This window comes from Sinorhizobium alkalisoli (genome assembly GCF_008932245.1).
Lineage (GTDB): Bacteria > Pseudomonadota > Alphaproteobacteria > Rhizobiales > Rhizobiaceae > Sinorhizobium > Sinorhizobium alkalisoli.
Genome location: NZ_CP034910.1, coordinates 1929458 through 1943623, shown reverse-complemented (window position 1 = coordinate 1943623; position 14166 = coordinate 1929458). Strand labels below are relative to the sequence as shown.

The 14166-nt window shown below is 62.3% G+C and carries 16 protein-coding genes; 6 read left to right on the top strand and 10 right to left on the bottom strand.

Annotation, left to right across the window (positions count from 1 at the left end):
* Positions 1 to 23: 23 nt before the first annotated feature.
* The 7 genes from EKH55_RS26855 to EKH55_RS26825 form a co-directional block, all read right to left on the bottom strand.
* A complete protein-coding gene (locus EKH55_RS26855) occupies positions 24 to 1238 on the bottom strand; it encodes an MFS transporter (protein ID WP_151613832.1) in 1215 nt (404 codons plus the stop codon).
* A complete protein-coding gene (locus tag EKH55_RS26850) occupies positions 1235 to 3121 on the bottom strand; it encodes an IucA/IucC family protein (RefSeq protein WP_151613831.1) in 1887 nt (628 codons plus the stop codon). The genes EKH55_RS26855 and EKH55_RS26850 overlap by 4 nt, the downstream gene beginning before the upstream one ends.
* The gene (locus tag EKH55_RS26845) at positions 3121 to 4260 is read right to left on the bottom strand and encodes an NAD/NADP-dependent octopine/nopaline dehydrogenase family protein (protein ID WP_151613830.1); all 1140 of its coding nucleotides are present in this window, start codon (positions 4258 to 4260) and stop codon (positions 3121 to 3123) included. The genes EKH55_RS26850 and EKH55_RS26845 overlap by 1 nt, the downstream gene beginning before the upstream one ends.
* Positions 4257 to 5267, bottom strand: a complete 1011-nt coding sequence (locus EKH55_RS26840) for a cysteine synthase family protein (protein WP_069456909.1) — start codon at positions 5265 to 5267, stop codon at positions 4257 to 4259. The genes EKH55_RS26845 and EKH55_RS26840 overlap by 4 nt, the downstream gene beginning before the upstream one ends.
* A complete protein-coding gene (locus tag EKH55_RS26835) occupies positions 5268 to 6659 on the bottom strand; it encodes a Y4yA family PLP-dependent enzyme (protein ID WP_151613829.1) in 1392 nt (463 codons plus the stop codon).
* Complete coding sequence (locus EKH55_RS26830; protein WP_151613828.1) at positions 6656 to 7087, bottom strand: ParB N-terminal domain-containing protein; 432 nt, start codon at positions 7085 to 7087, stop codon at positions 6656 to 6658. Before EKH55_RS26830 ends, EKH55_RS26835 begins: the two co-directional genes overlap by 4 nt.
* Before the next feature lie 367 nt (positions 7088 to 7454).
* Positions 7455 to 8024, bottom strand: a complete 570-nt coding sequence (locus EKH55_RS26825) for an NnrU family protein (RefSeq protein WP_151613827.1) — start codon at positions 8022 to 8024, stop codon at positions 7455 to 7457.
* Positions 8025 to 8324: 300 nt separating this feature from the next.
* On the opposite strand from EKH55_RS26825, the gene EKH55_RS26820 reads away from it, so the two are divergent.
* Positions 8325 to 8699 (top strand): hypothetical protein, encoded by a 375-nt coding sequence (locus EKH55_RS26820; protein ID WP_069456905.1) that lies wholly within the window; start codon positions 8325 to 8327, stop codon positions 8697 to 8699.
* Positions 8700 to 9087: 388 nt separating this feature from the next.
* Here EKH55_RS26820 and EKH55_RS26815 read toward each other — a convergent pair whose 3' ends face one another.
* From EKH55_RS26815 to EKH55_RS26805, 3 genes are read right to left on the bottom strand one after another with little or no spacing between them, the layout of a single operon-like run.
* Positions 9088 to 9774: an NnrU family protein gene (locus EKH55_RS26815; protein WP_151613826.1), complete on the bottom strand. Its 687-nt coding sequence runs from the start codon at positions 9772 to 9774 to the stop codon at positions 9088 to 9090.
* A gap of 5 nt (positions 9775 to 9779) precedes the next feature.
* Complete coding sequence (locus EKH55_RS26810; RefSeq protein ID WP_069456903.1) at positions 9780 to 10145, bottom strand: hypothetical protein; 366 nt, start codon at positions 10143 to 10145, stop codon at positions 9780 to 9782.
* 11 nt (positions 10146 to 10156) lie between these two features.
* Entirely contained in the window at positions 10157 to 10312 is a 156-nt protein-coding gene (locus EKH55_RS26805) for a hypothetical protein (protein WP_151613825.1), read from the bottom strand.
* A 119-nt stretch (positions 10313 to 10431) separates the two neighbouring features.
* On the opposite strand from EKH55_RS26805, the gene EKH55_RS26800 reads away from it, so the two are divergent.
* The 5 genes from EKH55_RS26800 to EKH55_RS26780 all read left to right on the top strand — a co-directional run bounded on the left by EKH55_RS26800 (position 10432) and on the right by EKH55_RS26780 (position 14162).
* Complete coding sequence (locus EKH55_RS26800) at positions 10432 to 10998, top strand: cytochrome c oxidase subunit 3 (RefSeq protein ID WP_151613824.1); 567 nt, start codon at positions 10432 to 10434, stop codon at positions 10996 to 10998.
* A 4-nt stretch (positions 10999 to 11002) separates the two neighbouring features.
* Positions 11003 to 11293 (top strand): cytochrome C oxidase subunit IV family protein, encoded by a 291-nt coding sequence (locus tag EKH55_RS26795; protein ID WP_151613823.1) that lies wholly within the window; start codon positions 11003 to 11005, stop codon positions 11291 to 11293.
* A 167-nt stretch (positions 11294 to 11460) separates the two neighbouring features.
* Positions 11461 to 11913 (top strand): c-type cytochrome, encoded by a 453-nt coding sequence (locus EKH55_RS26790; RefSeq protein ID WP_151613822.1) that lies wholly within the window; start codon positions 11461 to 11463, stop codon positions 11911 to 11913.
* 25 nt (positions 11914 to 11938) lie between these two features.
* Entirely contained in the window at positions 11939 to 13285 is a 1347-nt protein-coding gene (locus EKH55_RS26785; protein WP_151613821.1) for a nitric-oxide reductase large subunit, read from the top strand.
* A gap of 64 nt (positions 13286 to 13349) precedes the next feature.
* On the top strand, positions 13350 to 14162 hold the full coding sequence (locus EKH55_RS26780; RefSeq protein ID WP_151613820.1) for a CbbQ/NirQ/NorQ/GpvN family protein: 813 nt from the start codon (positions 13350 to 13352) through the stop codon (positions 14160 to 14162).
* The last annotated feature ends 4 nt before the right edge of the window (positions 14163 to 14166 follow it).

Sequence of the window (14166 nt, the reverse complement as noted above, 5' to 3'; positions counted from 1 at the left end):
TGTTTCGACACGATATTTCTCCTTTACCGAAGTGATTGGCGCGACTTGAGCCACAGGCCGAGCGCCACGAAAAATGACAGGCCATAGAGGCCCGAGACGAGCGGAAAGGCAGCTTCGAGCCCGAAATGTTGCGTGGCGGCGACCCCCGCAATGATGCCGATGACGGAAGCACCTTGCTGGCAGGTCTGCGCCACCCCCAGGACGGAGCCCTGCTTTTCACTTCGCGTGGCTGCCGAAACGAGCGACAGGAGAACCGGCGTGGTTCCTCCGAGGAGCGCGCCCCAGGTGAAATAGAGCGCTGCGAAGAGCCCTATGACGCGCGTCGAGTCCGCCAGCCCGGTAACGATGGAGCATCCGCCGGCGATCACCACGCTCCATCCCAGCACAAAGGACGGCGCTCGCCCTTCGAAGCTCCATGCCCACACCGGCGCTGCCACCACGAAGCCGAGCGCAAGAAGGCCATAGCTCAAGCCGGTGATCCAATGCTGGGCGCCGTAAACCTCAGACATATAGAGGGAAAAGGGCACCTGCAGCACCATCCTGCTTGCAAGCAGCATTCCCATCAGCCCGAAAACTCCGATCACCGGGACGCCGGTAGAAGGCGGGTGTGATACCGCTGTCGCCTTCGCCGCCACCGTGAGACCTCTTCCTTCCGGCAAAACGGGCAGGCTCACCCAGGCGACGGCGGCACAGAATGCGCAGATCATGCCGGCGGTGAGGTTGACGGTCGCGAAAGGCAAGGCATCGAGAATGATCCCGCCGAGAAAGGCGCCCGCGAGCGAGCCGACATTCGTCGCCACCTGCAGCCAGGCGAAGAGGCGGGCGCGATCCCGCCCGCCGGTTACCTGCACCCCATAGGCCTGGGCCGGTGCGATATAGCCAGCGCAGGCACCCTGCAGGAATCGCAGCACCAGAATGGTCCAGACGTCGTCGGCAAAAGCGACGAGGAGTTGCGTCACCGCCAGGCCAGCCAGCGCGCGCACCATCATGAGGCGATTGCCGTAGCGGTCGCCCATCCGCCCCCAAAAGGCACTCGTCAGGGACACGCCAAGCATGGGGCAGACATAGACGCCAATTCCCGCCAGGCCGAAAACGCTATCGGAAGCGCTCAGCGCCTTTATCTGGATCGGCCAGAAAGGACCGCTCATCTCCATGGCGCCCATTGAGATGAATTGAAGTCCGAACAGCAGCGCGAAAACGGGTCCGAAGCCGCGCAGGGCCGCGACTGCACCGGTCATTCTGTACTCGCCAGCGGATTAGGCAGTTGGTGCTCGACGCGATAGTCGCGATAGCCTTCGAGATGCATCCGCAGGACTGACCGTGTCGGCCAGGGCCGCTCGAGGAAGGCCTGGCGTTCCTCGAGCCAGAACGCATCCGACAGCATGCGCGATCGCAACGTATCGAACGCCTCTTCCGTCTCCTCCCTGAGGATGCGCCAAAGGCGGTCACCCGCAAGCGAATATTGTTCGGTCAGGCAAAGGGCGATCTCGTGAAGATGGCAGACGAAGCAGGCATCGATGACAAAGGAGCGCACGAGGCTGATATCACCGTCGAAGGTGGTTGGCAGAATGCCTTTTCGACTGAACGGTTGCAGCTCGTAACCGCGCTCCTTGAAGAGCGGCGCAAAGCTGCGGCCGTCGCCGAAATCGCGGATCAGGAGCTTCCGTGGCAGACCGCGATCGTCGAAAAGGACCGTGCTGTTTTGCTGATGCGCCTCGAATGCGAGGCCGTAGAGGAGATACATGGCCAGAGTCGGGCGGACAACGGTGCGTGCATAGAGCCGGAAGAATGCGGCGATCGCCGCTTCGCTCTCGTCGCCGCTTCTTCCGATGAGCTCGCAGATCAGTGGCCGACCGTCGACCGGGCCAGCGGTCAGAAGCGCGGCGACAGTCACCGGCAGCAGGCCGTCTCGACGGGCAATCGCATCGGTGTTGCGATAGACCACCGACAGAAAGCGGCCCGGATGTTCGTCACCGGTATCGGGATGACGCAGAATCGCGCCCAGCTCTTCAGTGAATATCTCCAGCCTGCTCCTGAGGTCATCCTCCTTCGCCAGCATGTCGGAAATCAACGTGCTGAGGCGTGGCCCCATATGGATCGACTTGGCCTGCAGCGTCCGCTGCTCGCTCGTCATCCAGATCGCGACCGGCAGCTTGATGAAGGGCCTTGGGTCCCGCGTTTCCGGCAGCATCGTGCGGAAGGACATTGACGGCAGCGTTTCGATTTCCGGGCCTTCCGGATCGAAAACGTCAGCCTCGATCTCGGGCGCGAATTCCTGACGGACGAAGTTCTCCAGATGCCAGGCATGCACGGGCAGAGGCAGCCAATCCGCAGGCGATTTACCACGCTCTCCCAAGGCTTTCTCCCACTCGCGCCAGAGGTCCGGGAAGTTCTCGGCGAACCATTCCGAATAGCCATCGACATGCGGCATCTTCTCTATGTAGGCCCAGCCGCTGCGCAACGCGGCGACCCGCAGGCGCACACGAGCGCCGAATTCCGGCGACAAGGCAACGACATCGTCCGGCGCCAGGCCGGGCTTGGCTTTCCATGTCGGATAGAAGGGATGTCCCTCAAGGGCGCCCCATTGGTCAAGCGTCATGGCTACCAGGTGCGGCGGCAAGGTCTCTTCAAGGTAAGCAAGGAAACCGATTGCGTCTGCCTGGCCGATCTGCTCGCGTAGTTCGGCACTCCAGCGTTTCCGATGTCGCCGTGCAAGAACGTCGTTGCGCATGCTGTTGTCCACGTCGCGGACGAAGTGCTCCAAGCCGTCGGCCGCAGGGGCAAACGCGATCGATGGCGCAACCTCCCGCATCAGGACGGACGGGTCCTCGATCCGACGCCGGGTACCGCTTGCGTCCAAGGCCTCGATTTGCCCGCGGTTCTGAAACGTTCCGGCGGGCGCCCGGCGAAGATCGGAAAAATGCAGCACGCGGCGCGTCTGCCAAAGCGGCAACCAGGCCTGGCGGCCGTCGCGAGCCCGTAGCAGTGCATCCGGATCCAACAGGCGTTCCGCGAAGAGGCAACGGACCAGACGGCTTATCGCATTTCGTGCCGCGTTCGCTAGAAGCTCTGTATCGTCTGAGTGGATCTGAGCAGTTGCGGAAGAAATCTTATCGTCCATTAGGCTGCCTCCGGCCAATCTGAGGGTACATAGGCGGGCACTCCGGTGGCCAAGCCGCCGTGATAGTCGCGCGCCCATTGATAGGTCTTGGCAATGGCCGGTACGGCCACATCGAGCCGCTCGGCCATTGTGACGAGCAGCGCCTGTCCGAAGGCTATGTCCTCATGGAAGGCGCGGCTTTCGCGATCGACGACCAATCCCGGGCCGGACGGGTTGGCAACCAGGGGGGCTCGGATGTCCGCATAGGCGCGATTTGTGCGTAGAAGCGTGTACATGGTCCGGGCGTCCGCGATCTGGTTGCCATAGGCTTCGACCAACTCCTGCTGAAGTGGTTTTACCGAGCTGAGGTCGATGCCGAGACGTGCCTCGCTTGCACGGCGGATCGCCTGGTTCTCGGCATCGCAAGCCTCCAAGAGCTCGGCGCCTGCCTGCGGACAATCGCTCCACCAGCACAGGGGCTCGTCGAACGGCCTGTTCTCCCAGGGTGCTCCGGGGCCGATGAGCGCATAAAGGACGGCGGGGTGCATCAGTGCGTTGCCGGGCGTCAGCGTAATCTCGAGGTAGTCCCGCAGCAGGGTGACGGGAGCCTCGTAGAGGCGATTCAATATTGCCGCGAGCGTGGCGCCGCTTGCCGCGCTTTCACGGCGATGAAGAGCTACGAAGATTTCCGCCTTCGCCCCGCCCATGCGCACGCGCTGGCCCGCGATCAGGTCGAAGGCGATGTGGGGCACATCCTTCATGCCCCAGATGACCGCATTTTCGCGCCCCGAGAGAGCCTTTGCCGCGAGCCAATCGAAGCCGCAAAAGCCGGGGATTGCTCCGACATGGACGCATTTATTCTGCGGCAAGTGCGGCGCTATTCGATCCAACAGGGCCGGCCTCGCCTGGGCGGGCTGCGTAATGACGACGATGTCGGCACTCTCGAGCGCTTGGGTCGGATCGGTTCCAACATGGTCGGGTCGAGCGCTCAAGATGCGACCGTTTCGAGCCTCTGCCTGCCAGACGTCGTCGCCCTCTGCCCATCGCACGGCCAAAGCTGTGGAGTTGGTCAGGACAGAAACCTCGACGCCTGGAACCTGCTTGAACAGCACCGCGTTCAAGTGCCCGGTACGGCCTGCGCCACAAATGGTCACCTTCATGCCGCGCACGCCCTGGCGGCGAGCCAGCCGTCCAGTTGGGCGGCGATAGCTGGATCGAACAGGCGGCGCTTGGCCATCCATTCGTCGTCGAATATCGTGCCAAGATACTTCTCTCCGCCATCCGCAACCGTCGTCACGATCGTGCCGGTCAGCTTGCCAGCTGCGATGAATTCCAGCGCCTTGTAGATGGCACCACCCGTCGAGCCGCCCACCAGCAGCCCCTTGCGCCGGGCCATGTAGCGCGCCGTCTCGAAGGCTTGGGTATCCGTCACCTGGACACCCTCGTCGATGCAGCCGTAATCCAGCACTTTGCCCACTTCGTCTCCCGCCGGCGTGCCGGTGCCCGATTGGTAGTAGGGATGCCCCGGCTTGCCGAAGACGATCGAACCAGCCGGCTCGACTGCGATCGTATACACAGACGGGTTGTGGTGCTTCAGCCGCTGGGAGATCCCGGTCATGGAGCCGCCTGTCCCGACGCAGCCGATAAAGGCATCAATTCCGTCCGGGAGTTGGGCCAGCAACTCGTCGACGAAACCGGCATAGCCTTCCGGGTTCGCCGGATTATCGGATTGGTTCATGAAAAGCGCGCCTGGAAGCTGAGCGCCTAGCTGCGCGGCTAATCTTTGTCGTTCGACGACCGCAACCTCGTCCTCGCGGAAATCGCCTTCTATGTAGCGGATCTCGGCGCCGAGCGCCCGCATCATCCGGATCTTGTCGGGTGCCGCGTGGTGATCCACCACCGCGATGAAACGCAATCCGAACTCCAGGGCCGCCAACGCCAAGCCCGTTCCGGTGTTTCCGGAGGATGATTCGACGATCGTGCCGCCCTGTGCGAGGCGCCCGTCTTGAAGCGCGGCGACCACCATGCTGCGCGCCATGCGGTCCTTCATCGAGCCGCCGGGATTGTTCTTCTCGATCTTCAGCACCAGAGTGGCGTCCCGGTTCGGGACCGCGATCGACATCACCGGCGTCTGGCCAATCAATTGCGTTACGGTCGTATGCAGCATCTAAGCCTCCTCAACTGTGTCGGGAATGAGATAGGGCTGCCCTTGCGCATCCCCTGCGACACAGTGGCGGGCGGGCATCGGGTGACGGTGGAATTCGTTTTCGAGAAGATCCATTTGGTAGCCGCCGGTATTGGCGAAGACGAGCAGGTCGCCGGCTTGCGGCGCGACGGAGAAGGACAGCCACCTGTTGCTGAGCACGTCCTCGTCGAGGCAGCTGTGTCCGGCTAGATAGGCGCGACCTGGAGGCGTCGCGGAAAGCGACGGCCTCGCTGCCGGCACATGAGCTGCCGGGACATGAATGGGATCGATGAGGAATTCGGAAGCAAACCAGGTTTCGCAGGCGCTGAAGCTGCTGCCCTCGACGAAAATGACGTGCGTATCCGGGCCGAGAGCCTTTACACGCGAGATCTTGAAGACAGAGATGGCTGTCTGGTCCGCCAGCGCGCGGCCCGGCTCCATCGCAAGGCAAAGCCCCTCCCGCGTGAAATAATCGGCAACGCTTCGGCCTTGCGCCATCTCTGCCAGCAAGAGCAGGTGCAGCCAATCGGAGGCGGAAAAACTGCCGCCATAGGGATAGAAGGATTCCGGTATTTTCCCGGTGCGATAGTCGTCGGTCGTCTGGGCGGCGAGATGGTCCCGGTATTTGATCGGATCGACGTACTGGATGGGCAGGCCGCCGCCAATGTCGATCATGCGCGGAGAAAGTCCCATTCGCCGGGCTTCCGAAATGAGGCCGGCAGCCTCGCTCAACGCTGTGGCGCGGCTCTCCCAACGGTAGCCGCTGAGGTGGAAATGAAGCCCGTCGAATCGCAATTGCCTTTCGCCGGAAAGCCGCGCGAGGCACTGAGCGATGGCGTCGGCCGGCATGCCGAAGCGGCTCTTGCTCTGGTCGCTCGGTCGCAGCCGCAAGAGGACCGGCTGCGGGCTCGTCCTTGCCGGCAGAGCGCCGATCAGGTCCTCCAACTCTTCGGGGGAATCCACCGATATCAGCGCACCGCAGCCGACGAGTTCTCTGTGGAACGCACCCGTCTTCGCCGGTCCCGTCGCCACGACCCTTGCACCATCGGCCCCGAGCCGCCTTGCGTCCCGAAGTTCATAAAGGCTGGAAACGTCAATTCCAGCGCCTACGCCGAGTGCCGTTCGCATCAGCCCGGCGGACTTGTTGACTTTTGCCCCATAGTAGATCGCATGCCGGACGCCGTTCTCCGTCAGAACGCCTCTCAGGGCGGCAAGGTTCTCCTTAAGGGCTTGCGGCCAGATGAGGTTTAGCGGCGAGCCGTAGCGGTCAACCCAGTCGAGTAGAAGGGAAGCGTGCCGGGTGAGGAGGTCCGCGGTTGCCGGTCGGAGCATCGGTGGCAGCTCGCGGCCGATTTTCTGACAATGAAGCATCATGACAATGCCCCCGCGGAAGGGCCGGGGGCCATGCCCGTCGGAACGGGACCGTACAAGACTTCAAGTGGCACATCGCATGCCGGCAAACCTTTGGCGAAAACGTGCCGCGTTGTCTTGTATGGAAATTTACGGCCACTGCGCGCCATGTCGAAGATATCGCCCGGCGTGACCGTCTCATCAGGACGCCAGCTCTCCACGCGCACCGAATCGTAGTCGAGAAGAACGACCGGGATAGCTGTGAGCCCGAGGCGATGCGCAACCGTCAACCGGTGATGGCCGTCCATCACGAACAAGGCATCCTTCTCTGCCGTGATTGGCGCTGTCCAGGAGCCCTCCTGCAGGATCTTGGCCTGCAGGGCATCGACTCTTTCGGGGTTCACCTCTTCAGTCGGAATCAAACGTGCTGGGGAGAGAAGGCAATATTCCATGCAGACAGGCCCTCGCGCTTGTTCTTTGCACTGCTTATTTATCTTGAGTAATTGAGTCAAGATTTATTCGCTATAGCCAGCCATGATTGTGGCGTCAATAGCGTTCGCAATGATCGATTGCTTGAAGAGCTCAGCAAACAGAGGCTGCGTTACCGCTCTTTTGCGCGCGGCGTTTCACGCCGTGCGGGCGAGCAGCAGACCGGTTTACAAGCGAGGCGTCTAGCGCATCGGCCCGAAAATCGTACCCGATTTTCGGAAAGCTCGATGCGAGATTTCAAAGAGTTACAGCGACCTTGGCGCGTCTGAACAGACGCGCGGCGCTGTAATCGAAATAAGGTTAGCTACCATCCGGGCGGGGAACTGCGGATCAGGGAAGCGGCGTGACGCCAAACAGCCATTCGTGCAGTCGCCACACGAACAGCACGTAAAGCGCCACACCCGCGACCACAGCCCCGATATCCCATGTTGCCGGGCCCGGCGCCGCCACTCCATTGCCGCGGCGTTTAGCCGAAATGCGATCGGCTACTGCCCAGGCCAAGAATGCACCGAAGAGCAGTAGCGAGGCGAGATCGCCATTGGCGAGCAGATGCGCAAGAGCCCAGATCTTTACCGACACGAGCATTGGATGCTTGAGAGCCGGCTTCAGGCGACCCGCTGGGAAGGCAAACACCATGAGGCTGATGAAGGCGAAAAGCATCAGCGCAAGAGCGATGTGCTTCATCCATACCGGTGGCTCGTAGAGGATCGGAGCATCCGGCCTGGCAATAGAGAAGCCCCAGATGATCAGCACGAAGCCGGCCAGGGAAACGAGCGAATAGAGCCCTCTCCAGGGGCCGTCCCCCATGTCGGCAAGGCGTCGGTCGCGCCAGCCGGGCGCAAAGATGCGAACCGAATGGACACCCAGAAAGATCAGCAGGCCGAGTATCAGAACAAACATCGTCGCCCTCCGAAAGGATCGCCGCAATCAAAACGCCGCGCGGACGCACAGATCGCTCGTTCAATTCCTGCATGTTTCTCCAGTTTGGTTACGATTTAAAGAAGACGTGTGAGCCGGGCAGCGAACGGGGTACATGTTGCCGCTCCTCCGATCAGCCCCGCTACGCTACCCGGTCGCTCCGATCCCTCCAATAGCGAGCCAGTTTGTCGCTTGGGAGCGGGTGTTGCGCCAGTGCCAGCCTTGTCCGGAACATTGTGCAGCGGACATTCGTTGTCGAGGCACGGTGAACGGAGAAGTTCAATGAGCAATCATCTGGACGAACGGGGCGACCCGCCCTCAGCCACACATGAGTCAGACAGAAAGACCTTCACGACGACGGAGACGCGCCAGGGCCGTTTGGGCTTTCCCGTGTTTGTGGTGCTCGCGACAAGTCTTGTCCTGGCGATGCTCGTCTGGGGAGCTATCGCCCTATGGGCCGACGACACGGATGCCGACGCACCGACTGCGGCGGTGGAGGAAGTTCAGCCTTCGCCTTCGAACGAACAAACCGGTAGTGTAGGAAGTCCGCCGCGCACGGAAGAGGGGATACCGGCCCCGACGGACCGCGATCCCACCTATCAGACTGGGACCGGCGGCCCCAGCCCCGCAGTAACCCCGGACGGCACCGTGAAATAGGTAACACCGTTCAAGGGCGGGCCTGAGAGTCTGGTCATGCCCGCGAAGGCCGCGCCGAGCATTTCGCTGGAAACGAATGTCTTTGCCCGCTTCAACGTCAGCGGCAAGACGATCAGGCTCAATGTCGGTCTGCAATGCCGAGGATGTTGTTGCCGACCTGCGTCACGCGCTCGCTGCTTCGCCGGGTTGATGTTCAATCGAGCGCCGCATAGTCGGCGCTCCCGCCCGCGTCTGCATCGGTTGAGTCCTTCGGTCGCGCCCTTCCTCGAATGGTCATGTTATTTCCGACGGGAGCTTGGCCGCGATCGCGGGTGCCGAGACGCGCGGTGCGTCCGGAAGCGTCCTGAAAGATGCACAATGCTGCAGGCGGCGCCCGGTAGCAGGCTCGTCAAAACGCCGTCGCCAGAAGGAGCGGATCGGCATGGAACAGCACGGCGTGGCCGCCGGAAAGCAGCCAGGTAGTTGTGACTACGGTAGCCAGGGCGGCGACGGCGAGCGGAGCATCGGCAGTTATTCGGGCGCGTCCGCGAAGAAGTGCTGCCAAGGGCAGGATGGATGTCTTTGCCGCCTCCCTGTGCCATGCGTCTTTCAGTCTCCGGCGCGCGCGCTTTTCCAACATCGGCATGGCCCCAAGCGCGAAGAGGGCGAAGCCGCCGAAGAGGATCAGCGAGCGCAGGTCGCCATTGGCGATGAGGTGGCCGAGTGCCCAGAGGGCAAAGCCCGATAGCACCGGATGACGGGTGATCGCGACGACCGCTCCCGGCTCATCGCCCTGGCGGATCGAGATCGAGAGCGGATTGATGCTGAAGAGGCCGGCGAGCACGAGGAATACGCCAATGGGCGCGGCGATCAACGTCGCCCAGGCCTGCCAGGGCGCCGGCTCCCACAGCGGAACGTAGTCGACGTTCAGCGCCGCATAGAAGACCCAGCCGAGCAGGACGATCGACACGGCGGAATAAAGCGAGAAATAGATTGCCCGACCGAGGTGGCTTATCAGCCGCTCGCGAATGGCAGGCAGCGCCGGTATCGAATGGAGAGCGAGGAAGGCGCCGAGCGCCAGCAGGAATTCAGTCATTGTACTCAGTGGGCGGCTTTCGCCCCCTCCATTGCTTGGAGCAGAACCTGCTCGGCTGCGACGTGTCGCCGAAGCTCGTCGAGAAAGACGCGCAGCATGGCATCGACCGCGCTCCAGGAATGCACGCTTCGCCCCGCAACCGCAGACTGGAGAGTGGCCGCAAGCAATGGCTGCGGGTCCGGTGACGTTGTGCGGGAATGTGGCGGGGCCGCGACCGGCCCGCCGGGCTTCGAAATCTTGGCTGCGGTTGCCAGACAAAGATCGGGATCGATCCGACCGGCGACCGAGTCGATAATCGCTTCAACGGAATCGCACAGCTGGAGGAGTTCGCCATATCGTTCCTGAAGGTTTTTGAGGGGCGAGGGCGTCATTATCCGGCCCTCTACTTGTCGATGAACAGCACTGCGGCGCAAGCGACCGACGCCAGCACCGCGGCGATTGCGCCGGTCCGCTGGAGAACCCCCATGCGATAGAGCACGAGGGCGAAGATTATGATGATCGGGGTGGCGACCGAGAGGCCGATCTGCGCGTCGTTCATGGTGGTCTCCATTTCCTCACCGACCATAGCGAGCGGGCCGCTTTGGTCTTTGATCGGGCGCAAAGAAGCGGCGGTGCCATTCTCCTATGCGCTTTCCTGGTTTCCTTGGGAGATGCGGCATGCAACGAGCAATGGCGGCCGGCGCGACCGGCGAAATGGGATCTGGCGAAGAGGAAGAAGACACGCTGCTTCTCTGGATTCCTGTCTGGAGCGAGTTGGCCGCCTTCGGCATTCTGATCGGCGCCTTTCTGGTAGCCTCGGTGATCGCGCCGGGTGATTTCGCTGTCGCGCGATTGCATCTGAAGCCGGGGATTGCCGCCATCAACACGCTCGTGCTGTTGACAAGCGGATGGCAGGCGGCGGTCGCGGCCGGCAAGGGAGCGAGGCTCGCCACGCGCCGCCGGGCACTGGTGCTTGCGGCGCTGCTCGGTTTCGCCTTCGTCGCCATCAAGCTCTACGAGTACGGCACGGAAATCCGATTCGCCGGCGAGGCGGAGTTTCGCTCCTTCTTCGAGCTCTATTTCATCCTGACCGGCTTCCACCTCGTCCATGTGGCCTTCGTCGGCATAGTGCTCATCCTGGTCGCCTGGAGGCCGCGACCGGCCAATGTCGAACTCGTGACCACGCTTTGGCACGTGATCGATCTCGTGTGGATCGTCATGTTCCCCATTCTCTATCTGGTTTGATCCGATGAACGGCGGTGGCCCCAAACAGTTGAAGAAAACCTGGATATGGCTCGTTGCCATGGTCGGTGCCGGGATGCTCCTCGTCCGCGAGGTCAGCGATCCGGCGCTCTCACTTGCCCTCGCTGCGGCGCTTCTGACGATCGCGGTTTTGAAGGCCCGTCTCGTCGTGCTTGACTTCCTCGGCTTGCGTTTCGGTTCGCGCCACTTACGCATCGCCCTCCTTGCCTGGCCGATCTTCTTCGCTCTTGCGGCTGCTGCGAAAACGCTCATCGCCGCCTTTCCGTCGGGCGGGTGAGGCCCTCTTCCCAACTATTTGCCGAAACGCAAAGAACGCCCGTTCGGAATCCCTAGAAAGGATCGCGTTTGCCGGTGTTTGCGGATGTCGATTCCGCAGCCGACCGGCGGGGAATCGTTCAGACCGGTCCGCTGCTTGCGGCCTCCCGGAATCGAAAGGACCATGGGATGGCAGAACGCCTTACCAAGACAGGGGCCCGCAACGTCTTCTATGGCGGCTCCATCTTCTTCTTCGCGATCTTCGTCGGGCTCACGGCCCACAGTCATTATTACATGAAGACGGAGTCGACGGACGAAACGACGCTGACGGCTTCGGTCGCCCGCGGCAAGCACGTCTGGGAAAAGAACTCCTGCATCAATTGTCACACGCTTCTTGGCGAAGGCGCCTATTTCGCTCCGGAACTCGGCAATGTCTGGAAGCGCTGGGGCGGCGAAAGCGATCCCGAGGGCGCCCGTGAGACGCTGAAATCCTGGATGGCGGCTCAGCCCTCCGGCGCCGAGGGTCGGCGGCAGATGCCGCAGTTCAATCTGACCGAGCAGGAACTGAACGATCTCGCCGATTTCCTCGAATGGACGAGCCGCATCAAGACGCAGAACTGGCCGCCGAACGAGGCGGGTTGAGCTTGGCGGGAGAAGGAGAAAAGACATGAAATATCAAACGCAGAAGGTCGCGATGCTGTATTTCTACGGCGCGCTCGGCCTGTTTCTCGCCCAGGTCCTGTTCGGCGTTCTCGCCGGCACGATCTATGTCCTGCCCAACACGCTCTCGGAACTCTTGCCTTTCAACATCGTGCGCATGGTCCATACCAACGCGCTGATCGTCTGGCTGCTGATGGGCTTCATGGGCGCCACCTATTATCTCCTGCCGGAGGAGGCGGAGACGGAGCTTTACAGCCCCAAGATCGCAATTGCGCAGTTCTGGATCTTCCTCGTCGCCGCGGCCGTTGCTGTGGTCGGCTATCTTTTCCACATCCATGAGGGCCGCGAATTCCTCGAACAGCCCTTCGCGATCAAGGTCGGCATCGTCGTCGTGGCGCTGATGTTCCTCTACAACATCACGCTGACGGTGCTGAAAGGGCGCAAGACAACGGTCACGAACATCCTGATCTTCGGTCTCTGGGGTGTGGCGATCTTCTTCCTTTTCGCCTTCTACAATCCGGCCAATCTGGCGCTCGACAAGATGTACTGGTGGTATGTCGTCCATCTGTGGGTCGAAGGTGTCTGGGAACTGATCATGGCCTCGGTTCTGGCCTTCCTGATGATCAAGCTCAACGGCATCGACCGCGAGGTGGTAGAGAAGTGGCTTTACGTGATCGTCGGCCTGGCGCTCTTCTCCGGCATCCTCGGTACCGGTCACCACTATTACTGGATCGGCGCGCCGGGCTACTGGCAGTGGATCGGCTCGCTCTTCTCGACGCTCGAGGTCGCACCCTTTTTCACCATGGTGGTCTTCACTTTCGTGATGACCTGGAAGGCCGGCCGAAAGCACCCGAACAAGGCGGCGCTCCTCTGGTCGATCGGCTGCTCGGTCATGGCCTTTTTCGGCGCCGGCGTCTGGGGCTTCCTGCACACGCTGTCCTCGGTCAACTACTACACCCACGGCACGCAGGTCACCGCCGCGCATGGACACCTCGCCTTCTTCGGGGCCTATGTGATGCTGAACCTTGCCGTCATGGCCTATGCCATTCCGGAGATCCGTGGACGGGCGCCCTATAACCAGTGGCTGTCGATCGCCAGCTTCTGGGCCATGTGTACTGCCATGTCGGTGATGACCTTCGCGCTCACCTTCGCCGGTGTCGTCCAGGTCCACCTGCAACGAGTTCTCGGCGAGAGCTTCATGGTGGTACAGGAGCAACTCGCGCTCTTCTACTGGATACGCCTCGGCTCGGGTGCGGTGGTGCTCGTCTCCGCGCTGATGTTCGCCTGGGCGGTGCTGGTCCCCGGCAGGAGCCGCAGCCTTGTCGTTGACCGGGCCATTCAGCCCGCCGAGTGAGGGTGGAGGGCCGGCCTTAGCAGCCGACCCACCGCTGCCCCGCAACCGACTTCGGAGATCCTCCATGAATATCGCCCTGAAAAACCCCTCGCTTTCCGGTTATGAGATCCCCGCCTATTCGCCCTCCGGTCAGGAATGTGCGCTCTTCGAGAGCGCCTGGTTGCACCAGCTTCCGCTGCTGTTGAAAGGGCCCACCGGCTGCGGCAAGACACGCTTCGTCGCTCACATGGCCGCCAAACTCGGCTTGCCGCTTTCGACCGTGTCGTGCCACGACGACCTCGCGGCCGCGGACCTGACCGGCCGTTATCTCCTGAAGGGCGGTGACACCGTATGGGTGGACGGGCCGCTGACCCGTGCCGTGCGTGAGGGCGGCATCTGCTATCTCGACGAGATCGTCGAGGCAAGGAAGGACGTCGCCGTCGTGCTTCATCCGCTCACCGACGACCGGCGCATCCTGCCGCTCGAGCGCACCGGCGAGGTGCTCGAGGCGCCGCCGGGCTTCATGCTCGTCGTCTCCTATAATCCTGGCTATCAGAATCTCTTGAAGAGCTTGAAGCCGAGTACGCGCCAGCGTTTCGTCGCCATCGAGTTCGATTTTCTGCCGCGGGCGCGCGAGATTGCCGTGGTGGCGGAGGAAAGCGGTCTCGACGCGGCCCGCGTCGCGCCGCTCGTCGATCTTGCCCACCGGCTTCGGGCGCTCAAAGGGCATGATCTCGAGGAGGGCGTCTCGACGCGCCTCCTCGTCTACTGCGCCAGCCTCGTCGATAGCGGCCTGTCGCTGCGCGACGCGGTGATCGCGACGATGATCGAACCGTTGACGGACGAGCCGGACGTCAAGGCCGCGCTGATCGAGGTCGCCGACGCGATCGTCCGTTGAAGGG